The 22233-nt window shown below is 57.6% G+C and carries 15 protein-coding genes; 11 read left to right on the top strand and 4 right to left on the bottom strand.

Annotation, left to right across the window (positions count from 1 at the left end; genetic code table 11):
* Window positions 1-105: 105 nt before the first annotated feature.
* Window positions 106-4032: an ATP-dependent RNA helicase HrpA gene (gene hrpA, locus B2590_RS09760; RefSeq protein ID WP_286811677.1), complete on the top strand. Its 3927-nt coding sequence runs from the start codon at window positions 106-108 to the stop codon at window positions 4030-4032.
* Between the two features lie 101 nt (window positions 4033-4133).
* Window positions 4134-5255 carry a beta-ketoacyl-ACP synthase III gene (locus B2590_RS09755; RefSeq protein ID WP_286811678.1) on the top strand — a complete coding sequence of 374 codons (1122 nt, stop codon included), beginning with the start codon at window positions 4134-4136 and terminating at the stop codon, window positions 5253-5255.
* Window positions 5256-5279: 24 nt separating this feature from the next.
* Here the strand turns inward: B2590_RS09755 and B2590_RS09750 are convergent, their stop codons facing one another.
* A complete protein-coding gene (locus B2590_RS09750; protein WP_286811680.1) occupies window positions 5280-5687 on the bottom strand; it encodes an acyl-CoA thioesterase in 408 nt (135 codons plus the stop codon).
* 94 nt (window positions 5688-5781) lie between these two features.
* On the opposite strand from B2590_RS09750, the gene B2590_RS09745 reads away from it, so the two are divergent.
* The 5 genes from B2590_RS09745 to dinG all read left to right on the top strand — a co-directional run bounded on the left by B2590_RS09745 (window position 5782) and on the right by dinG (window position 12860).
* The gene (locus B2590_RS09745; protein ID WP_286811681.1) at window positions 5782-6573 is read left to right on the top strand and encodes an MlaA family lipoprotein; all 792 of its coding nucleotides are present in this window, start codon (window positions 5782-5784) and stop codon (window positions 6571-6573) included.
* Between the two features lie 36 nt (window positions 6574-6609).
* On the top strand, window positions 6610-8097 hold the full coding sequence (locus B2590_RS09740; RefSeq protein WP_075195250.1) for a DUF3336 domain-containing protein: 1488 nt from the start codon (window positions 6610-6612) through the stop codon (window positions 8095-8097).
* Window positions 8098-8195: 98 nt separating this feature from the next.
* Window positions 8196-9908 carry an ExeA family protein gene (locus tag B2590_RS09735; protein ID WP_286811682.1) on the top strand — a complete coding sequence of 571 codons (1713 nt, stop codon included), beginning with the start codon at window positions 8196-8198 and terminating at the stop codon, window positions 9906-9908.
* A 1-nt stretch (window position 9909) separates the two neighbouring features.
* Window positions 9910-10671, top strand: coding sequence for a general secretion pathway protein GspB (locus B2590_RS09730; RefSeq protein WP_286811683.1), 762 nt, complete (start codon window positions 9910-9912; stop codon window positions 10669-10671).
* A complete protein-coding gene (gene dinG / locus B2590_RS09725) occupies window positions 10671-12860 on the top strand; it encodes an ATP-dependent DNA helicase DinG (RefSeq protein ID WP_286811684.1) in 2190 nt (729 codons plus the stop codon). Before B2590_RS09730 ends, dinG begins: the two co-directional genes overlap by 1 nt.
* Window positions 12861-13166: 306 nt before the next feature.
* On the opposite strand, the gene B2590_RS09720 is transcribed toward dinG, so the two are convergent.
* Window positions 13167-15890, bottom strand: a complete 2724-nt coding sequence (locus tag B2590_RS09720) for a LuxR C-terminal-related transcriptional regulator (RefSeq protein WP_286811685.1) — start codon at window positions 15888-15890, stop codon at window positions 13167-13169.
* Between the two features lie 513 nt (window positions 15891-16403).
* Here B2590_RS09720 and cysB point away from each other — a divergent pair.
* Window positions 16404-17381: an HTH-type transcriptional regulator CysB gene (gene cysB / locus B2590_RS09715; protein WP_041333274.1), complete on the top strand. Its 978-nt coding sequence runs from the start codon at window positions 16404-16406 to the stop codon at window positions 17379-17381.
* Window positions 17382-17407: 26 nt separating this feature from the next.
* On the opposite strand, the gene B2590_RS09710 is transcribed toward cysB, so the two are convergent.
* Window positions 17408-18130 carry a phosphoadenylyl-sulfate reductase gene (locus tag B2590_RS09710; protein WP_007152588.1) on the bottom strand — a complete coding sequence of 241 codons (723 nt, stop codon included), beginning with the start codon at window positions 18128-18130 and terminating at the stop codon, window positions 17408-17410.
* 199 nt (window positions 18131-18329) lie between these two features.
* Between B2590_RS09710 and thrH the strand changes: the two genes are divergently transcribed.
* Complete coding sequence (gene thrH, locus B2590_RS09705) at window positions 18330-18941, top strand: bifunctional phosphoserine phosphatase/homoserine phosphotransferase ThrH (protein ID WP_041333276.1); 612 nt, start codon at window positions 18330-18332, stop codon at window positions 18939-18941.
* Between the two features lie 64 nt (window positions 18942-19005).
* On the opposite strand, the gene pabB is transcribed toward thrH, so the two are convergent.
* Window positions 19006-20304: an aminodeoxychorismate synthase component I gene (pabB, locus tag B2590_RS09700; RefSeq protein WP_083637183.1), complete on the bottom strand. Its 1299-nt coding sequence runs from the start codon at window positions 20302-20304 to the stop codon at window positions 19006-19008.
* Window positions 20305-20431: 127 nt separating this feature from the next.
* Between pabB and B2590_RS09695 the strand changes: the two genes are divergently transcribed.
* A complete protein-coding gene (locus B2590_RS09695; protein ID WP_075195247.1) occupies window positions 20432-21025 on the top strand; it encodes a hypothetical protein in 594 nt (197 codons plus the stop codon).
* Window positions 21026-21211: 186 nt separating this feature from the next.
* The gene (locus B2590_RS09690; protein WP_041333282.1) at window positions 21212-22162 is read left to right on the top strand and encodes a DUF6160 family protein; all 951 of its coding nucleotides are present in this window, start codon (window positions 21212-21214) and stop codon (window positions 22160-22162) included.
* Window positions 22163-22233 lie beyond the last annotated feature (71 nt).

Here is a 22233-nt window from a genome sequence, read left to right as displayed (position 1 = left end):
TAACTCCCCCTCCTACTCGATTAACGAGGCGCGGGATATCGTTAGACTGTCGCCACACCCGAAGCGAGCCGGGTATCCAAGATCCAACAACGGTAAAACGGACCGATGACGCAAGCCCCTCCGGAACAGCCCACAAATACGCCAGACAGCAAGGCCGCCGTAAAAGCCATCATGGAGCAGCTCGATGCCTGCAACCAGTTGGAAGCCGCCCGTATTCACAAGTTGGTAGCCCGGAAAAAAGGGCGTCCGGGGCAAAAGGACCTCGAGAAGATGGCGCAATGGCTCGATCGGGGGCAAGCGCGCGTCACAGAGCGCCAGGCTATGCATAAGCCGGCCACGTTCCCGTCATCGTTGCCAGTGTCCGAACGGGTCGATGATATTCGTGAGGCCATCGAACAGAACCAGGTGGTGATCATTGCCGGCGAAACCGGTTCCGGTAAGACCACCCAGATTCCCAAGATCTGTATGAACAGCGGTCGGGGTATTCGCGGGCTGATCGGCCACACCCAGCCCCGCCGGATTGCCGCTCGTACCGTAGCCGGTCGTATTGCTGAAGAGCTTGGAGAACAGACCGGCGGCCAGGTGGGGTATCAGGTGCGTTTTACCGACACCACGTCCGACCAGTCCCGGGTGAAAGTCATGACCGACGGCATCCTGCTGTCGGAAGTCCAGCACGACCGGTTCCTGGACCGTTACGATACCCTGATTATTGATGAGGCCCACGAACGAAGCCTTAACATCGACTTTCTGATGGGCTACCTGAGGCAACTGTTGCCGAAACGGCCCGATCTGAAGGTCATCATTACCTCTGCCACCATCGAAGTGGAACGCTTCAGCGAGTTCTTTAATGGCGCGCCGGTCATTGAAGTCAGCGGGCGAACCTATCCGGTAGACGTGCGTTACCGTCCTCTCACCGGCGATGAGGACGATCGGGACCAGGGTTGGACGGATGGCGTGCTGCGTGCGATGGAGGAAATCGAACAGCACGAACGTGCAGAAAAGCAGCCACCGGGCGACGTACTCGTATTCCTGCCCGGCGAGCGGGAAATTCGCAGCCTCAGCAAGGTACTGCGACACGCCGAGCTGCGCCATACCGAAGTTCTACCATTATATTCTCGGCTCAGTAACCAGGAACAGAACCGGATATTCCAGGGCCACCGGGGCCGTCGGATCGTGCTCTCGACCAACGTCGCGGAAACCTCCCTGACGGTGCCCGGCATACGCTATGTTATCGATACTGGTGTGGCCCGTATCAGCCGTTATAGCGTGCGTTCCAAAATTCAGCGCCTGCCCATTGAGCCGGTGTCCCAGGCCAGTGCCAACCAGCGTGCCGGGCGCTGTGGCCGGGTAGCTCCGGGGATTTGTTTCCGGCTCTACGACGAAACCGATTTCATCAATCGGCCTGAGTACACCGATCCGGAGATTCTGCGCACCAATCTGGCCTCCGTTATATTGCAGATGACTACCTCGGGGCTGGGGGATATCCGCCATTTCCCGTTTCTGGAGCCACCAGACCGTCGCCTGATCAACGATGGCTACAAACTGCTCGAAGAGCTCGGTGCCGTGGATGACAAGCGACGTGTGACGAACCTTGGCCGCACCATGGCGCGCCTGCCGCTGGACCCCAGGCTAGCGCGCATGCTGGTGACGTCGTCGGAACAGGGCAGTCTGGCTGAAACCTTGGTGATCATTGCGGGCCTGAGCGTCCAGGACCCGAGAGAGCGCCCCCAGGACAAACAGCAGGCTGCCGATCAGGCCCATGCGCCGTTCAACGATAAGGAATCGGATTTCCTGACCCTGCTGAATATCTGGAATTTCTACGAGGAACAGCGCCAGGAACTGTCCCAGAATCAGCTGAAGAAGGTCTGCCAGAAAAGTTTCCTGTCGTGGATGCGGATGCGGGAATGGCGCGACATTCACCGGCAACTGACGCTGATCTGTCGTGAGCAGAAACTGAAACTGAACAGAGATGCGGCCAGTTACGAGTCTTTGCACAAAGCCATTCTCGCGGGCTTACTGGGCCAGGTGGCGGTGAAACTCGAAAAGAAGGAGTATCTGGCCACCCGCAACCGCAAGGTCATGATCTTTCCGGGCTCAAAAGTGTCGAAAACCGGCCCGAAATGGATTGTGGCGGCGGAAATCGTAGAAACCAGCCGGGTGTTCGGGCGAGTGGTGGCCAAGATTGAGCCGGAATGGATTGAACCCCTTGCCGGGCATGTGGTGAAGCATCACTTTTTCGAACCCCACTGGGAGCAGAAACGTGCCCAGGTTATGGGCTATGAAAAGGTCAGCCTCTACGGCCTGGACATCATTGCCAAACGCCGTATTCCCTACAGCAAGGTGGACCCGGCTGAGTGTCGCAACCTGTTCATCCGCCGTGCCCTGGTGGAAGGCGATTATCAGTCCAAAGCGCCCTTTATTGCCCGTAACCGCGAACTGTTGGACACCGTCGAAAACCTGGAGCGCAAGACGCGGCGGCGGGATCTTCTGGTGGAGGACGAGGTGCTGGTGGCGTTCTATGATCAGCGCTTGCCAGCGGATATCGTCAGCGGTCGGCATTTTGAAAGCTGGTGGAAACAGCTCAGTGCCGACCAACTCCGTGACATGGAATTGACGGAGGCAGATATCCTCCAGCGCCCGGTGGATGAGCAGGCGGGCTCATTGTATCCGGACTACCTGGAGTGGGAAGGGGTGAGATACCCCCTGAGTTATGAGTTCGAACCCACCAGCGAGCGCGACGGCGTTACGCTCCAGGCACCGGTGATGGCCCTGAAACAGCTTCCGGCGCGGCGGCTTGAATGGCTTGTGCCGGGGCTCTTGAGGGAGAAGTGCATCGCACTGGTCAAAGGCCTTCCGAAGGCGTTGAGGCGCAACTTTGTACCGGTACCGGATTTCGTGGACGCGGCCCTGGAAAACCTTCAGCCTTCAAACGAGCCATTGGCGCTGCAGCTGGGCGAACAGCTCCGGCGAATGACAGGTGTCAGGATTGACGTTGATGCCTGGCCACAGGAAGACTTGCCGAAGCACCTGAGAATGAATCTCCGGGTTGTTGACGACGCCGGTAAGCCCATTGCTGAGGGGCGGGAAACCGAGAAGCTGCAGAGTGAGCTGGAAGGGCGGGCAGAAGCCGCCTTGTCATCGGCAACCCGCAGAGAGCCCTCGACTGAGCCAGCGAGCACATCGACGTGCTGGGATTTTGGGCCGCTGCCTGAATCCGTCAGGACCGAAAAAGGCGGTATGGAAGTCACCGTATTTCCGGCACTGGAGGACATCGGGGATTCCGTGCGCCAAACACGGTTTCTGGACCGACTTACGGCAGAGGACTCAATCCGCAAGGCGGTGGCGCGACTGATTTTGATTCGGCTGGGCAACACGCTGGAGGACATCGAGCGGCGGCTGCCGAACTTCAAGTCATCGGCGCTGATGTTCGCGCCGGTCGGAAAAGCCCGGGTGTTGCTGGACGACCTGCTGCTGGCCACGGCGATGCAGCATTTTGTGCCCGACGACGTGCCTCGTGACGACAAGGCGTTCGAGCGCGCATTTAACGCCGGCAGGGCGGAGTTCGTACCGGCGCTTGAACAGGCCGACGAGCGGCTGCACCAGGCCATGACGGGCTATCATGGCGTGATGAAACAGCTCAAGGGGAAAATCAACCTAGCGCTCGCAAACAGTATGGCAGACTTGAAGTTTCAGCTGCAAAATCTTGTATACCCAGGTTTTATTGTTGCCACGCCGCCGGAATGGCTTGCCCATTTTGGACGTTATTTTGAGGCAGCCAGCATTCGTTTTGAGAAAATGCCAAGGGAGCTTGGGCGAGAGCGGGAGTTCCTGCATACCATGGAGCCGCTCTGGTCTCGCTATGCCAGCAAACGCGATGAGCAGCGGCGCCAGGGGATAAGGGACCCGGAACTGTTGCTCTATCGCTGGATGCTTGAGGAATTTCGGGTATCTTTCTTTGCACAACAGCTGGGTACGGCCGTGCCGGTATCGGTCAAGCGTCTCGACAGGCAGTGGGAGCAGACGCGCGTGTAAGCCGGTCACGTTTGCGGGCAAAACGTTTAGACTGTGTTAGTATTTGGGCAATATTGGTGCAGTTCGATTGTTCGTTTTTACAACTATGACGTGGGGTTAGCGTGATTAGAGCCGTTATCAGCGGGACCGGGTTGTACACACCGCCAGCAACCATTACCAACGACGAGTTGGTGGAGGCGTTCAATGCCTTCGTCGAACTCCACAATGCACGCCACGCTGACGAAATTGCCAGTGGCGATCTTGAGCCCCTGCAGCCGTCTTCGTCCGCTTTTATTGAAAAAGCGTCCGGTATCAAGCGTCGCCATGTGATTGACAAGCAGGGCATCCTCGACCCTGAACGGATGTGCCCGGATATACCGGACCGACCCAACGAAGAACCGTCGGTGCAATGCGAAATGGCGCTGGCGGCCTGCGAAGAGGCCCTCAAACAGGCCGGGAAAACCGCGGCCGATGTCGATGCGGTCATTGTTGCCTGCTCCAACATGCAGCGCCCGTACCCGGCTATCTCTGTTGAGGTTCAGGACGCCTTGGGTATCGACGGCTTCGCTTACGACATGAACGTGGCCTGCAGTTCCGCGACCTTTGGGCTACAGGCGGCGGCGAACGCTGTTGAGAACGGCACGGCCAGGGCGGTACTGGTGGTCAGCCCGGAAATCTGCTCCGGTCATCTGAATTTTCGCGACCGGGACAGCCACTTTATTTTTGGTGACGCCTGCACGGCTATCCTGGTGGAGCGGAACGCCGACGTAGCGGAGGGGAAGGGCTTTGAGGTTCTCGGTACCAGCCTGAAAACCAAGTACTCCAATAACATTCGTAACAACTATGGCTTCCTGAACCGAGGCGATAAAGAGGGCATCAACAAGCCGGACAAGCTGTTCGTGCAGCAAGGGCGTAAAGTGTTCAAGGAAGTGTCGCCGTTGGTGGCGGAGACAATTCTCAAACAGCTGTCCAGCCTGTCGTTGTCGCCGGATGACCTCAAGCGGATGTGGCTGCACCAGGCCAACCTGAACATGAACCAACTGATCGCCCGCAAGGTGTTGGGGCGCGACGCGGACACGAAAGAGGCGCCGGTCATTCTGGATGAGTACGCCAACACCAGTTCCGCCGGCTCAGTCATTGCCTTCCACAAACATAAGGACGACTTCGACTCTGGCGAACTGGGTGTGATCTGTTCGTTTGGGGCAGGCTATTCCATCGGCAGCGTTGTGATTCGCCGCCGATAGAAACGGAGTTAACGATAGGCGGCTCTACCCGGCCGCCAGTGCCCTGAGTTTGTCAGGCAACGCCATTGATGTGCGTTTGGTGCGGTCAAACCAGACAATCTTCGCATAACCTTCCGCGTAAAGTGTGCCGGTCTCGATATCGGTCAGAGTATGATAGGTGTCGAGGCTGGTATTGCCCGCTTTGTCGGCGTATGTTCTGACCTCAACGGTTACCGGGTGGGCCAGTTCCTTCAGAAAGGTGGCGCTGGTCTTTATAATGACCGGACCGTCGGGGTCGTTTTCCGCGCCCAGCTCCAGGGATGCCAGCCAGGTGATGCGGGCTTCCTCGAAAAAGCGGAAATAAACCGTATTGTTGGCATGGCCGTATGCGTCCATATCTCCCCAGCGCAAAGGCATGGAGAGTGTGCTAACCAGATTCCCGGGTACTGACATCGGGGCTACTCCTGAAGCAAGGGGTTAATAATAAAAAAAAGAACGCCGGTATTTTCGACGAACAGAGACAGTTTTCACAACCTCAGGTCTGACGATGAGAGACATTTTTTTCCGGCACCCAGCAATTGGCGCCCTGATTTTCATCTGCCTGTTTTCAGGCAATGCGGTCGCACAGACCGTGCAGCCAGTCGATCCTGACATGGCGGAACGAAAGCTTGATGCCCCTCCGAGCGAGGTCGATCCCTATGAAGACTGGAACCGGAAGGTCTATGGCTTCAACGAAACCATCGATAACTGGTTCCTCCGCCCCGTTGCGAAAGGGTATCGAGCCATTATGCCGGGCTTTGCGGATCGCGCTGTCACTAATTTTTTCAATAACCTGAGTGAAATACGTAACCTCGCCAACAGTATCTTTCAGCTGAAGGGCGAGTCGGCCGTCGTAGCGGCGGGTAGATTTACTTACAACACGGTTTTTGGCCTGGGCGGGTTGATAGATGTGGCCACCATGTTCGATTTGCCTGAGCGCCCGGAGGACTTTGGCCAGACCCTGGGTTACTGGGGCCTGGATTCTGGACCTTACCTGATGCTGCCGTTTTTGGGGCCGTCGAATCCGCGGGACTTTGGTGGGTTTGTATCCGACAACCTGTTGTTGCCCTCAGCCTGGGACCTGGCTGAAACGCCGGATGTCTATTATGCAAGGGCGCTTCAGATTGTTGACAAGCGTGCCGATCTGATCCCTGCGGAAGGGTTCATTTCCGGTGACGGCTACACGTTCGTGAGAAACGCGTACCTGCAACGGCGGGCTTACCTGATCAACGATGGCAGAACCGTAGATGATCCTTTTGCCAGCGATGACAATGAGGATTTGATGCTCGAGGATTTCTGACGCATCGAATCGGCTGGAACAACGGAGGTTTACCAGATGGTTGATGACCGCATCCGGAAATTCCGCAAAATGCTGGCGGAGGCGCCCAATTACGAAGTCTGGAAGGCCGCGGCGCTGGAGCTGGATTTCCTTGAGGGCAATGTGGAGTGGAAGGAGGAATTTGGCTCCGACCTTTACCATTACGAGCTCATCTACGACCGGCTCAGCAACCTCCGCACCTACCGGCAGCAGAATGATTTCGAGCGCCTGAAGCGCGCGCTCAGGGAAGGGCTGCACCACGACCTGGGGAACATGGGTAATACCGCCCTGTACACCCGCTCACGGGTCGGCACCAAGCATCTTATCGAGGAATACATTACCCAGGTCTGCGAGTCGCTCGATTTCCTGTGTGACACCAAAGTACCGGGATTCCCAGTGGCCGAGAAGCTGCAGTTCTTCCGCGATACCCTGACCAGTTACGGTCGCCCGGCCTTGCTGCTCAGCGGCGGTGCCACGCTGGGCATGTTCCATTTCGGCGTTATTAAGGCACTCTGGGAAAAAGGACTGCTGCCGCAGGTCATTGCCGGCTCCAGCATCGGCGCCATTATCGCTGGCATACTGGGTGTCCACAGCGATGCGGAAATACCGGACATGCTGGTGCCTGAAAACCATGACATGAGAGCGTGGAAGTGGCGAGGGCTGTTCAGTGCCATCCGGGGTGATGGCCTGATGGATCAAGAGCAGTTAAAGGCGTGTCTGCGTGCCAATATCGGCGAATACACCTTCGAGGAAGCGTTCCAGAAGACCGGGCGGTCCATAAACGTGAGTGTGTCACCGGTCCAGACCCACCAGAAAGCCCGTTTGTTGTGTGGCTACACGTCACCCTATTTGTTGGTCTGGAGTGCTGTGCTGGCCAGCGCGGCGGTACCGGGTATCTTTCCGCCGGTACCGTTGATGAAGAAAGACATTCAGGGCAATGTGCTGCCCTACATGTCGCGGCTGAAGTTCGTGGACGGGTCGGTAGTCAGCGACTTGCCCATCGAACGGCTGATGCACCTTTACGACGTGAACTTCACCATTGTCAGCCAGACCAATCCCCATGTGGTGCCTTTTCTGAACCGGCGAGGCCGGGATGAAAAGATCAATGTCGCCAATCTCCCGATGCACCTGCTGAAATCGGAAATCCAGTTCCATGGCCAGGGCCTGTTCGATTATCTGCGAAAACGCGTTCAGCCGGAAATGCTTCGGCAGGTAGCGGGCCAGATGTACACCATCATGGGGCAGCGCTATTCCGGGGATGTCACCATTTCCCCGACGTATCGTCTTCGTGACTACCGTCGCATGTTATCCAACCCTGATCCGGCGTGGGTGCGGGAGATGATACTGCAGGGCGAGCGTGCGACCTGGCCCAAGATCTCAATGATTCGTTCCCACGCCAGAATCTCCAAAACCCTGGAGCGATGCATTCGCCGGTTGAAATCCGAACAGCGCCGCTCCACAGCCGAACTGAGACTGGTAAGCAATGCGGATTCCGGCACTTCATGAGATGACAGCCCCGGGAGCCGGGCGGTATGATACCGCGATAGCCGGGGAGCCCGATGGCGGCTCCCGCAAGCTCCGCCTGAGCACCTGACTGGACACGCATGTACTACGATTTCTTCGGTTTTCGGGAGCCCCCGTTTTCCATAGCCCCGGACCCCCGCTATCTGTATCTGAGCGAACGCCATAAAGAAGCGCTGGCGCATCTGATGTATGGCGTGCAGGGGCAGGGCGGTTTTATCGTGATCACCGGAGAAGTCGGCACTGGCAAGACCACGGTCAGCCGTTGCTTCATCGAGAATGTGCCGGATCATGTGGATATCGCACTGGTCCTGAATCCGAGGTTGTCTGCCCGCGAGCTGCTGTCCTCCATTTGCGATGAGCTGGAGATTGCCCATCCGGTTGGATCATCCATCAAAGAACTGGTGGGACTGATCAACGATGACCTGCTCAAGGCCCACGCAGCGGGCCGACATAAGGTTCTGATGATTGATGAAGCCCAGAACCTGTCCGCTGAAGTGCTTGAACAGCTCCGACTGCTCACTAATCTTGAGACCGCCGAGAAGAAATTGCTGCAGATTGTGCTGTTGGGGCAACCCGAGCTGCAGGATATTCTGGCATTGCCGGAATTGCGACAGTTGAATCAGCGGGTGACGGCGCGTTATCACCTCGACGCCCTCGGCCGCGCGGAGATAGAAGCCTACCTGCGTTACCGGCTCAGCGTGGCGGGCCTTCGCGGCGAAATTTTTACCGATCGCGCCATTCGGGCTTTGTACCGTGCCAGCCATGGTGTGCCGAGACTGATTAACCTGATCAGTGACCGTGCGTTGCTGGGTGCCTATGCCGAAGGTGAGCACCAGATCACGGCCCCCCATATCCGTAATGCCGCCCGGGAAGTGAGTGGCCAGAGCTTGTCCGGTCGCACTGGGCGATCAAGCCAATCCCATGCCCTGGCAGTGGCCGCGGGCCTGCTGATGGCCGTCATCATGACCACCTGGCTTTTTATAGGCCCTCCAGGGGCCGGCGGGGCCGCGCCCGATACCGTCGTCGAAGATCAGAGCGCGCCGCTGGCGGGTAGTATCGAGCGGGTAGAGCCGGATGAGCCCGTTGCAGGGCTATCAGAATTGGTTCGCGAAGCCGGGCCGGAAGTCAGTGAATCAACCGAAGAGGAAGCGCTGCCCGGATTTGAGTTCCCGGACCAGGCAATGTCATTACCCGTGGCTTTCCGCGAGCTGTTCGAGTTATGGCGGCTGGATTACCGCGCCTCGGAAAGCCCGGTGGCGTGTGAGTTCGCAGAGGGGCAGGGCCTGCGCTGCCTGCAGAATAAGGGAGCACGGCGAAGCCTGGAATTTCTGGACCGACCAGCAATACTTCAGCTTCGAAACGGAAAGGGAGACAGTCACTACGCAGTTTTGAGTGGCCTCCAGGACAATCGTGCCACCATCGAATTGCCGAGTGGCCGCCAGGTGGTTACCTTTTCCAGCCTGGAGCCCTATTGGTTTGGCGAATTTACGGTGCTCTGGGAAGCACCCGCTCATGCGTTGGGCGATGCTTCCGGCAGCGAACAGGGTAATGCCAGAGTGTCCGAACAGATATGGATGGGGTCCAGGATGATGGAGCTCGCCAACCGATACGCCGAAAGCCGGCAGGAAGAGAACCGCGTTAACCGTATGGCGATTGAAGAGCAGGTCCGTTGGTACCAGCGGCAAAGAGGTCTGACGGTGGACGGTATTGCCGGCGCCATGACCATTATCCAGATGAATAACGACCTGGATTCCGCGGTGCCCCGGCTGACGTCGGCAAAGATGGTGAACTGACATGTCCTATATTCTTGATGCGCTCAGAAAATCGGAAACTGAAAGGCGACAGGGGCGCATCCCCGACCTGGGACAGCAGGTACAACTCATCCACAAGCCCAGGAAAAAGTCGATTCCGGTTCTGGTATGGGTGGCGCTTGGCCTGGTGCTCAACGCGGCCGTATTGGCCTGGATTTTCTGGCCCCAGGGCCGTCCGGCCTCGCCGACGGATCAGACAATCCCGTCGGCTGGTATTGCTGCGCCTGAACCGACCGTTGAACCGGTCATTGTTAACGGTGAACCGGAACCTTTGCGCCAGGCATCAGCGCCCGAACGTGTCCAATCACCTTCGACCAGTGACACTCTTGAGGATGCTATCGAGATTCCAACACCGGGAGCGAACACCGAGTCTCCAATGGATGCGGTCGTGGAAACCGATGACGTGGATGGGCCGGAGCGACCAACGGTTATTGTGCCGAGGCCGCGTGGGCCAAGTGCCATTAACCCCAGCGAGCCGGAAGGCGCTAACGCGCGAACGGCGCCGCACCTTGTAGAACTTCCACTTTCCTTCCAGAAAAGGGTGCCTGATCTTATTTTCAACAGCCATATTTATGCGTCTGCGCCGTCGGCCCGCCGGGTCATGATCAATGACAACTACCTGCGCCCAGGGGAGTCGTTTTCCGGTATCACCGTTGAACGGATTACCGAGGAAGGCGTGGAGCTGAGCATGGATGGCCGCCGCTTCCGGGTGGGTGTGGTTCGCAACTGGGTGAGCCCCGACTAATGGCACTCACCGAGGACGTCAAACAACTGATTCAGCAAACCTACCGTGACGTGTTGGCCGGTAAGGACATCCGCGCCCGCTATGGTCAGCGCCTGATGATCGCCGAGATTGCCCGCTACATGGGCGAGATCACCGAAAACGACGGCCAACGCACGTCGCCGGCAGGCACCTGTGTGGTGGAAGCGGGTACGGGAACCGGTAAAACCCTGGCCTATCTGATTGCCGCCATTCCCGTGGCCCGGGCCCTCGGTAAGACACTGGTGATATCAACGGCGACGGTTGCCCTGCAGGACCAGATCGTCCACAAGGATCTTCCGGACCTGAAAAAGCACAGCAAACTGGATTTCTCCTGGACCCTTGCCAAAGGCCGCGGCCGCTACTTGTGTATGTCTCGTCTCGAAGCCCGCCTGCATGACGAGGGGAACGGCGACAGCGATACCATGCCGCTGTTCCTGCTGGATGGGCCCGGTAAGGAGGAGCCTGGCACCCGCGCCTATTTTGAGGACATGCTGGCCAGTTATGGGTCCCGCAAATGGGATGGTGATCGCGATCATTGGCCGGATCAGATACCCGATGATATCTGGCGCCAGGTCACCACCGACCATCGTCAGTGTACCAATCGCCACTGCAGCTATTTCGACAGCTGTGCCTTTTTTGATGCCCGCAAGGGCCTGGACGAAGCTGACATTGTGGTGGCGAACCACGACCTGGTGCTGGCAGACCTTGCTCTTGGCGGTGGTGCCATCCTGCCGGAGCCGGAAAATGCGTTGTTTATCTTTGATGAGGCGCATCACCTGCCGGACAAGGCACTGAATCACTTTGCCGCGTCAGTGCCGCTGAATGCCACCCGTCAGTGGCTCAAGCAGTTATCCCAGGCACTGGGGAAGATGCAGCCGTTCCTGACGCCAGGTACTCAAGCCGCTAAAACCATCGACAGGATCAGTTCCGCCTCCCGTGAAGTGGATATCTGCCTGACGAAGGTGTACGACGAGGCCGAACAGAATACCGGTTGGGAGTTTAATGAGGAGCGACGCTCCGCCCAATGGCGCTATCCCGAGGGCGAATTGCCCGAGCTGCTTGCGGGCTTGGCGGTGGAAACCCGGGTAGCGACGGCCACCCTGGTTCGCCAGCTTGGTGTAATGGTGGACGAATTACAGACGGCCTTCGATGAACGCAAGGCCAGTGATGTCGATCGCGATACTGCGGAATCCTGGTATCCGGTGATTGGATCGTTCCACAGCCGTGCTGAGGACCAACTGCGGTTATGGGCCGCGTGGTGTGACAACCCGGGCCAACCAGCCAGTGAGTCAGCGGAAGGCGAGGATGCTGCGCCAGAGCCGAAGAAGCGGTCCGGGCCACCGGCCGCCCGGTGGTCGGTGCGGCAGCGCTGGGAGCACGCAGAAGACATTACGCTCTACAGTAGCCCGGTGCTGGCGGACAGCCTGCTTTATTCCAGGCTCTGGTCGCGGGCCTATGGCGCCGTGCTGACCAGCGCAACCCTGACAGCCCTTGGGCGCTTTGACCGGCTCAAGGCCAGAGCAGGCCTGCCCGAAGCCAGCCGCTTCGTGGTGGTGCCCAGTTCCTTCCGCTATGGCGAAATGGCAACCGTGGAAGTGCCTGCCATGACCGCCATGCCCACGGACGACAGCTTCACGGATCAAGTGGTGTCGCGGCTACCGGCTTTGTGGACCGGAGAGAAGGCGACCCTGGTGTTGTTTACCTCCAGGCGCCAGATGCAGTTGGTGCGGGATGCCCTGGCGCCGGAATACCCGGATCTGATCACTACCCAGGACGATATGGCCAAGGGCGAGGTCCTGCGCCGCCATTGCAGCCGTGTGGATGAGGGGTTGCCCAGCGTGTTGTTTGGTGTGGCGAGTTTTGCCGAGGGCATTGACCTGCCTGGCAAGTACCTGAGCCATGTGGTGATTACCCGCCTGCCGTTTTCGGTACCGGATGATCCCATTGAAGCCAGCCTGGCGGAGTGGGTGACGCACCGCGGCGGTAACCCGTTCATGGAAATAACCGTACCCGATGCCTCCATCAAACTGGTGCAGGCCGTTGGCCGCCTGCTGCGGACCGAGTCGGACACCGGCCGCGTCACCATCCTTGACCGTCGCATCATCGCCCGTCGCTACGGGCAGTTGTTGTTGGACGCCTTACCGCCTTTTCGGCGGATCATAGAGCCTTGATAAATTGAGTCTTGATAAATAGAGCCCTGATAAAAAGGGAGCCATAAAAAAAGAGCCAACCCATGTGGGTGGCTCTTATAGAGTGGGTCCTTATCGAACCCGGGCGTCGAAACAACGCGGAACAAGAAGTCTGAAGGCCTGAAGTTTCAGAAATCTTACCGAGGTTTCCCTCAGCGTCGAGAGCATAGTAAGGGAGGAGGGGGCGTATCCGGATCGTCCAAAGGGCGTAGAGGGCGTATAAAATTCGATAAAAATGTGACGTGTGTCACACAATGCGCCCGAAAGGCAGCGTCAGTGGATTACCAGTCAGGGCAGTAGCCGAAGTTCCCTTGCCTTTGCCAGCGCCTCGGTGCGGGAGCCGACCGCAAGCTTGCCGTAAAGGTTGCGAATGTGGGCTTTTACGGTGGTAGGCGCGACCCCCATCGTGTTTGCGATGTCCTTGTTGGCGAGGCCCTGATTGATGAGATCCAGCACTTCCAGTTCCCGCTGGCTCAGGGGTTCGGGGAGATCTGTGTTGCCCGGGGCCTCCTGCGTATCCCTCTGCGAGTCTTCCGGCTCTGTTTCAGCGGTCTCGGTCTCCGCCAGTTCAGAGAGCATGGCAGTGACCCTGCTGTTCCAGCGGCCCGGTGCCTTGAGAATTGGGAGTGCCTTGCAAAGCTGGCGGATGGTTGGACTCTCCTCCGCGAGCAGACGCATAAATCCGGCCTCTGATGCCCGCTGGATGGCCTGGGCCAGCACCTGTTCTGCTTCTTTCGTTTTTCCTTCGGCGAACAACGCCTCGCTGTAGACCAGTTGGATTTCCACCAGGTGGCGGTAGTGCTGTTCCTGCTCCGCGCTGAGTCGAAGAGGGGCCAGTGTTGCAATGGCGTCGGCCGGGTGGCCCAGCGCCACCTGAACACGGGCAATGCTGATTTGGTTCTGCTCCCGGTTCAGCGGATTGGTGAACCGGTCAGTGCTCACCTGTTGCACCCATTTTTTCGCCAGATCCAGGTGACCGGTGGCGAGATAGCAACGAGCCAGCATGGCAGAGCAGGCGGGCGGCTCGAACAGGATGTGGTCCCGACGGCGTTTTGCCACGCTGGCCGCATCTTCCAACGCTTCCATGGCCTCCTGGTAGCGCCCTTCACTGAAGGCCAGGTGGCCACGCACGTACTGTATAACCACGTGCTGCCCGGGTTCGGTGCCATTGTTGACGTGGTCCAGCAACGGGGCCAGGTAGGAGGCGGCCAACTGGGGTTCGTTGCGCTCCCGGTAGATCTCGATCAGGGCGCTGTTCTGCCAGCATGAAATCAACATGGGTTGGCGGGGGTCGCTGTGGTGCTGGTCGACCCATTGCCGCACACGGGTACAGGTATCCAGGGCTTCGTCGATATCGCCCCGATTGTACTGAATCCAGGCAAGCAGGCCGCCGCTTGAGAGTACGGTACTGGGTTTGCGTTCCAGTTCCCCATAACGCACAGCGGAGGTCAGGGCATCCTCGGCGGCCGCCAGGTCACCCTGGCCGTAATAGTCCAGTCCCACCCCGTAGTAGGTCACGGATTTCAAGGGGATGCGGGTGTGGTCGATGTCACGCAATACCTGTTGGGTCAGGTCGCTGGCGCTCTTATCGTCGTTTTTTGATCGCGCCAGGTAAGAGCGGATCAGTGAAATCTCACTCTGCAGGCCGAGGGCGCCCTCGGCATCGGGGTGGGAATCGGCCACCTGTTTGTCGAGCATGTCTTCCAGTTCGCCCAGCAGGGGCTCCAGCATGTCCACCCGGTTGGCGAAAAACAGCGCCCACACTCTCAGCATCAACAGTTGTGGGCTGTCCTGCAGGGTGTTGGCGGGCAGGGAATCCAGCCAGCTCAGCACCGGCAGGTGAAAACCACCGTGGATCAGGTTGTTGCCGTGTTCAGCCAATACCTTTGCGAGCCAGGGCCAGTCCTGATGCTGGACAATCTGGGAAATGCCTTCCTGAACGTGGCCATGGATCAGCAACCAGTGGACTGCTCGTTGCCACTGCTTTTCGGTATCTTCCGGCTTGAACTGTCTCACCCGTTGTAACAGTGCGTCCCGGAACAGGTCGTGATAACGAAACCATTCATTGTGGGTGTCCAGCGGAATCAGGAACAGGTTTTCCCGCAGCAGCTGTTCCAGCAAGGCCTGGCTGTTGGTAGTGCCGCGAACCGCATCGCAGAGTGAGGCACACAGGCGTGGGCAACAGGCGGTATCAAGCAGGAAGTCGCGCACCGGTGCAGGTTGCTGCTCCAGCACTTCGGTCAATACATAATCGCTGATGCGGCGCTCGTCCAGGTCGATGCGTTGGTGGCCGGCCCCGGATCTCTGATCATCGATGCTACCGCCGGACAGCGCGGACAATTGCATGGCGGCCACCCACCCCTCGGTTTTGCTGCAGATCCTGCGAATCTCCAGCTCGGAGAGTTCAAGCCCCATGGTGTCGTGGAAGAAGCGCTGGCACTCCTCCTCGGAAAACGCCAGCAGGCCTGGGTGTATGTTCTCCACCCAGCGGCGCACCTGCCAGCGTGAGAGCGGCAGGGCTGGTTCGGTGCGGGATGCCAGGGTCACCAGGACCCCAGGCGGCAGGTAGTCCATGAAATACGACACCTGGCGCTGTAATTGTGGGTCACGGATAAAGTGATAGTCGTCCAGGACCAGCGACCAGGGCGCTCCATCGGCGGCGAGAACGTTAATCAGCCCGGTAATGGGGCCTTCCAGTTCCTGGAGGCTGCAATGGCTGAGTTGTTGACGGCATTGCTCCAGACCTGCGAGGCCATTGTGTTCAAACGCCCCCACCACGTACTGCCAGAATCGGCGGGGCTCGTCATCATGCTCATCCAGGGATAGCCAGGCAACGGTAGACGGTGACTGGGAGCACCATTGGCTGACCAGTGTGGTCTTGCCAAAACCCGCTGGTGCCACCACCAGATTCAACCGCTTGGCACCGTCCGGCTGCAGCAGGGCGCTCAGGCGATCCCGTTGTACCGAACGGGGATCCGCGGTTGGTCTGAGGAATTTGGTGGTTAACAGCATCGTTTCCCTGAATGCCCGTAAATGGCAAGTGTCCCGTATGGTTAATTCGTTGACCTACTGCGTGACGCTGCGGCCTCTGGCCAAGGCGTCAGTCCGCAGGTGTGGTGGTTCCACATCAAGGGCTGGCAACACGGGCCAGAGGCCGCAGCGTCTCGCCCTTCGGGAGCCACTGAGGGTCTTGATAGCCGCGTTGCGCTGGTTCGATTTGGAGCCACCAAACCTTCACCATCGCGCCTAGCTCTCAAGACCCTCAGTGGCTCAGTAGGTTAACGAATTAACCAGACGGGACACCAGATAACGGATTGTGTGCTTTGTCACAGTTAAGTCAAGGGCCGCAAAGACAAATGACGCCGTCGTCATGCTGCGTTCTGGCGTTTTTGGTCTAAACTGTGTTGGATGGGATTCTGTATACTCAATAAGAATGAAAAATCACGTTTTTATGCATATTCTTCTAATAAGATCAGCGTATACATGCCCGGTCTGTACCGGGCCTTATGGGGAGCGACAGGGTAGATGAAATTACAACAGTTGCGCTATATCTGGGAAGTTGCGCACCATGATCTCAACGTATCCGCCACTGCCCAGAGTCTGTTTACCTCGCAGCCGGGAATATCCAAGCAGATCCGTCTTCTGGAAGACGAACTGGGCCTGGAAGTTTTCGCGCGCAGCGGCAAACATCTCACTCGTATTACACCTGGCGGTGAAATTATTATTCGTGAGGCGGGTGAAATACTGCGCCGTGTGGAAGGCATCAAGAAAATTGCGCAGGAGTTCAGTAACCAGCGCAAGGGCGACCTGAGCATTGCCACCACCCATACCCAGGCTCGCTACGCGCTGCCGCCCATCATCCAGGGCTTTATTGAGTCCTACCCCGAGGTGTCCCTGCACATGCACCAGGGCACCCCCATGCAGATTTCAGAAATGGCCGCCAATGGCGCGGTGGATTTCGCCATTGCCACCGAGGCCATGGAGTTGTTCAACGACCTGATCATGATGCCGTGCTACAAATGGAACCGCAGCATCATTGTGCCGAAAGATCACCCTTTGGCGCAGAAATCCGAACTGACGTTGCCGGATCTTGCCGAATTTCCGCTGGTCACCTACGTGTTTGGCTTTACCGGCCGTTCGAAGCTGGACGAGGCCTTCCAGGCCCACGGGTTGACCCCGAAAGTGGTGTTTACCGCCGCTGATGCCGATGTGATCAAGACGTATGTGCGGCTGGGTCTTGGGGTTGGCATCATCGCCAGCATGGCGTTCGACGAGCAGAATGACCCCGATCTTGTCTGCCTGGACGCCAGTCAACTCTTCCGTCCGAGCGTGACCCGGATTGGCTTCCGCAAGGGGACGTTCCTGCGCGGTTATATGTACGATTTCATCCAGCGATTTGCTCCGCATCTGACCCGTGAGAGGGTGGATGAAGCGGTGACCCACCAGGGCAGCAGGACGGAGATCGAGGAACTGTTCAACGACATCGATCTGCCGACCTACTGACCTACTGACGGGCCTGGCTGGAAGGTTTATTCGCGGGCGATCAGGTTTCCGGCGTGTAAGCCACACTCCTTCTGCGTGGCTTCTTCCCACCACCAGCGGCCCTCGCGCTCGTGCTGTCCTGGCAGGATAGGGCGTGTGCAGGGTTCGCAGCCAATGCTGACAAAGCCCTTTTCGTGCAGTTTGTTGTAGGGGGCTTCCGTCATACGGATATAGTCCCAGACTTCCTTCGAGCTCCAGTTCGCCAGCGGATTAAACTTTACCAGCGTTTTCTCGTCCGTAGAGAAGGCGTCGTCAATCTGTACCACAGGCACGTCATTGCGGGTGCCGGGGCTCTGGTCCTTGCGCTGGCCGGTAATCCACGCATCAACCGTGGCCAGTTTTCGCCGTAACGGATTGACCTTGCGGATACCGCAGCATTCGCCATGGCCGTCTTCATAGAAACTGAACATGCCCTTGCGGGTGACCAGATCCTGCACTTCCGCAGCATCGGGGAACATCACCTCAATGTTAATGCCATAGTGCTCGCGGACCCGATCAATGAACTGATAGGTTTCCGGATGAAGGCGCGCCGTATCCAGGGTGAATACCTGAAGGTTGTCTGTCAGCTTATGGGCCAACTCAATCAGTGCGACGTCTTCCGCACCGCTGAAGGAAATGGCAATGTTGTCGTACTTCGCCAGAGCGGCCTTGAGGATAGCCCTGGGGCTCGCGCCTTCAAGCTCGGCCTGTAACTGTGCAATGTCCGTCATTTGAAAGGATCACCTGGAGTGTAAATGTGTGATAAATCTACCATTAACCGGCAACAGTCTGAAGGAATGGGGGAGTATATCGTTATAGCCGCACAGATGTACGATGCATTCCGCCCCGGTTTTTCTTATCATACCGCCTGATTCCAATCCCCGGCGGCCTTCGCCGGGCTGACCAGCGTTCAACTATCAGGAGACCATTGTGGAACTCGCGTGCCTTGACCTTGAAGGAGTACTGATCCCGGAAATCTGGATCGCGTTTGCGGAAAAAACCGGCATTGAGGAGCTCAAGGCGACCACCCGCGACATTCCCGATTACGACGTACTGATGCAGCAGCGCCTGAAACTGCTGGACCAGCACGGCTATGGCCTGCCGCAGATTCAGGAAGTGATCGGCGAGCTGGACCCACTGCCCGGCGCACGGGAGTTCCTGGATTGGCTGCGGGAGCGGTTCCAGGTGGTGATTCTTTCCGACACCTTCTATGAATTCGCCATGCCGCTGATGGCCAAGCTGGGCTATCCGGCACTGCTGTGCCACAAGCTGGAAGTAAACGAAGACGGCAGGATTACCGATTATCTGCTGCGCCAGCGTGACCCCAAGCGTCAGTCAGTGCGTGCCTTCCAGCTGCTGAACTACCGTGTTATTGCGGCGGGTGATTCCTACAACGACACCACCATGCTGGGCCAGGCGGAAGCGGGCATCCTGTTTCACGCGCCGAAGAACGTGATCGAGGAGTTCCCCCAGTTCCCGGCGGTACATACGTTTGAAGAGCTTAAGGGCGAGTTTCTGAAGGCCAGCGCCATCCATAACTGATAGCGCGGACAAGAGGCCGGGGCAAGCTCTTTGTCCTGGCTTTTCCTCCTTTGCAATTTGCCCTCTATAACGCTTCCAGTACGCTCATCAGCTTCTGAACCTTGTCCACGGATTCCCGGTACTCATCATCCGGGTCTGAATCCGCGACGATGCCACATCCCGCCCAGCAGTGAATCTTTCCTTCTGAATCCGTCATCAGGGTTCGGATTGCGATATTGCTCTCCAGGTTATTGGAAAAATCCCAACGGAAGACCGAGCCGCAGTAAGGCCCGCGACGATGTGGTTCCAGGTCGTCGATGATCTCCATCGCCCTGCGTTTGGGTGCACCCGTGATAGAGCCCCCGGGGAAGGCAGAGAGAAGGGCTTTTAACGGTGTGTTCTCTGGTTGCAGCCGGCCTTCCACCGTGCTGACCAGTTGATGGACGTTTTCATAGCTTTCGATACTGAAAAGCTGTGGCACCGTGACGGAAAACGGCTCGCAGAATCGCGACAGGTCGTTGCGAATCAAGTCCACGATCATCAGGTTTTCGGCCCGGTCCTTTTCAGCGGCGGCCAGGGATTCGGCGATCCGCTGGTCGTTCGCCGGCGAGTTCAGATCCCGGGGCCGGGTACCCTTGATGGGTTTGCTGATGACCCTGTTGCCATCTTCAATACTCAGGAACAGCTCTGGTGAAATGCTGAGGACCTGATAGGAACCAGCGTTGATGTACGCAGCGTGGGGGACCGGAACGGCCTGGCACAAAGCTCGGAACGCTGTGTACGGCTCGCCCTGGTAGCCGCCGGTGTACTTGTTGGACAGGTTGACCTGATAGCAGTCCCCGGCATGGATATAGCTAAGCACCCGGGATACGCCATTGCGGTAGTGTTCGGCGGGTTGGTCGGCTGTAAATCCCGGGCTGATGTGAAAAGGAGTAGGGCGCGTCGGCTTTTCGCCGGTGAGGTTCAGCACCCGTTCACGGGTTCTATCGTCACACTCGGGATGAAAATCGAGCCTGGGCGAATTGGCACCCGAAACATCCAGCGTCAGCTGCCAGAGATAAAGCCCAATATAGCCATAATCCCTCTCACTGGCCTCGCCGGAGAATCCGGGGACCGTGTGGTTGCCAGCCTCGTAAAACAGGGTGCCCATGATGCCGCCTGCCAGTTCCCGGCTCGACGCTTCAGCCAGTCCTGCCCAAGCCTGCTCCAGCACGTCCGTCAGGCGTGAGAACGATAGCGCGTCCTTGGGGACTGGCCAATGTTTCAGCGGGAACGCCGTGACAATCCGCCGTTGCCTGCCGGCGTCGGTGTAGTCGATAAACCCATGTTGGCTGCTGATCTGTGAAACGAGGCGCTCTGCCTCTTCCGCACTTAATGTTTTCACGATGTTACATACTTAACAAAATCTTGCATGGGTTCACGGTAGCCTGTGCGGCAAGTCACCTGACTTCGGGCTCGAAAAGGCTTGGGCCGGTGCATTCTAAACAATAATCCTAAGGGCAGTAACCAGTATGAAGACTTGTAACGGCATTGGTAAGCGATTTGTCTTGGCGATGATCGCCGGATGTGCGATTTCCACCGCGGCGTTGGCGCAGGATGCGATTGATCGGGAAGATCATGTGCTATCCGATGGCAAGCTGGACGACAAAGACCTGGCCGCGGTGGTTGCGGTTGCTCAGAGGCATCTCAGGGAAATGACGGACCAGGTGGTCAATCAGGCGGGCGATGAACTCGAGGAAGCTGGCATCTTTCGTCCGATGGCTTTCATGGTCATGAAGTCTGACAAGGTTCAACAAATGAGATTGGAAGAGGAAGCTGAGCAGGCCCCTGGAAATGTAAAGGTTTTAATGTATCGCGCTGGGCTAAAGGCCATTGCGCGCCGAGGTGAAATTCATGCGGCGGTCATTGCCTACCCAGGAAGCGTTGAAAAAAATGGCGAGACGATCCGAGCAATGGCTCTGGAGCATGAGCATAGGCTTGGAGTTTCTGGAATCAAGCTGATACCGGTCAGATTGGAGGATGGTGAAGCAAGTTTCGGTGAACCGATGTCTCAGGATAAGCCATTTCAGATCTTCTATGATGCAAAAAAGGAGAGTGACGAATGAGCCAAGTGCATGAATTTATAGTGAATAAGTTGCTTTTATTAAGAACTGCTTTGTTTTGTGACAATTTGTGAATGCATTCACGGAACCAGAGTGTAAAACAATCTTAAATGGAGTGGTGAGGTTGAGCCTCACAACAAAGTTAAAAAGTTCAACTGGATAACAATAAGTTCAATCAAGGAGAACAATATGAAAGGCCTGAAGAAACTTGCACTGGCAACAGCCGTTGCCGCTGCGCCCTTCGCCGCTCAAGCCGAGCTGCAGGCGATGGACGACAGCATGATGGGTAACGTCACCGGTCAGGCCGGTGTGACCATTGAGCTGGAAACTCAGGTAAACATTGGTCAGTTTACCTACACGGACGAAGGTACATTCGCCGTAAAGGACATCGCTCTCGGTGGTGCGTTGGCCAGTAGCTCTCAGTCTGCAGCTGACTATGCCGCAGCTACCGGTGCAGGCGCTTTGCTGGACCAACTGAAAATCGACATCGACATCGCTGACGATGGCGACGCTGTCATTCACGTTGGTTCCCTGCAAACCGACGGCAGTGGTAACCCTGTACCCATCGACTGGGGTTTCACCGCTGGATCCATGGAGCTTAACGGTAACGGTGGCGAAAACACCGTTCTGGTTTCGAACATGGACGCCTGGGGTCTCCTCGGTGCTCTGGATATCCGTGTAGATACGGATAACGTTACAGACGGAGCTGGAAACGAAATGGCGGGCACCGGCACCCTTAATTTGGATGCAGCGTTCACCGTTAACGAAATGAGCTTCGATGTTGACTTCCTCGGCGTTGGTGTCCGCGGAATGACCATCAATAGCTCCGAGTCTGGCGGTGAAGTGCTTGGGGCCGCTGGTCTGGCAGCTGTATTCGCGGAAGATCCTACTGCTCCGACCGCTGAAGAGCAGCGCAAGATCGGATTGGCGCAGGCTGGATTTGCAATCATCGGCCTGGACATCTACAAGGGTGACGGTCTCGGTGCTTCCACAGCGACCAACGTACTGCGTGTAGATGTTGATGACGTCCTGATGGACATCAACGTTGCCGAAACCGTTATCGGCGGTGCAAACATCGGTACTATCGGTATCGACAACCTGCACATCAGCAACACCAAGCTGGCTGTATACGGAAAATAAGCTGATCGCATAACACCTCTGGTGTGAACGCCCCGCCCTGCGGGGCGTTTCAGATTGCTGACGAACCCCGG

The sequence above is a fragment of the Marinobacter sp. UBA3604 genome, assembly GCF_002375325.1.
GTDB lineage: Bacteria > Pseudomonadota > Gammaproteobacteria > Pseudomonadales > Oleiphilaceae > Marinobacter > Marinobacter salarius.
The sequence above is the reverse complement of the archived record's forward strand: the minus strand, read 5'-3'. Positions and strand labels throughout refer to the sequence as shown.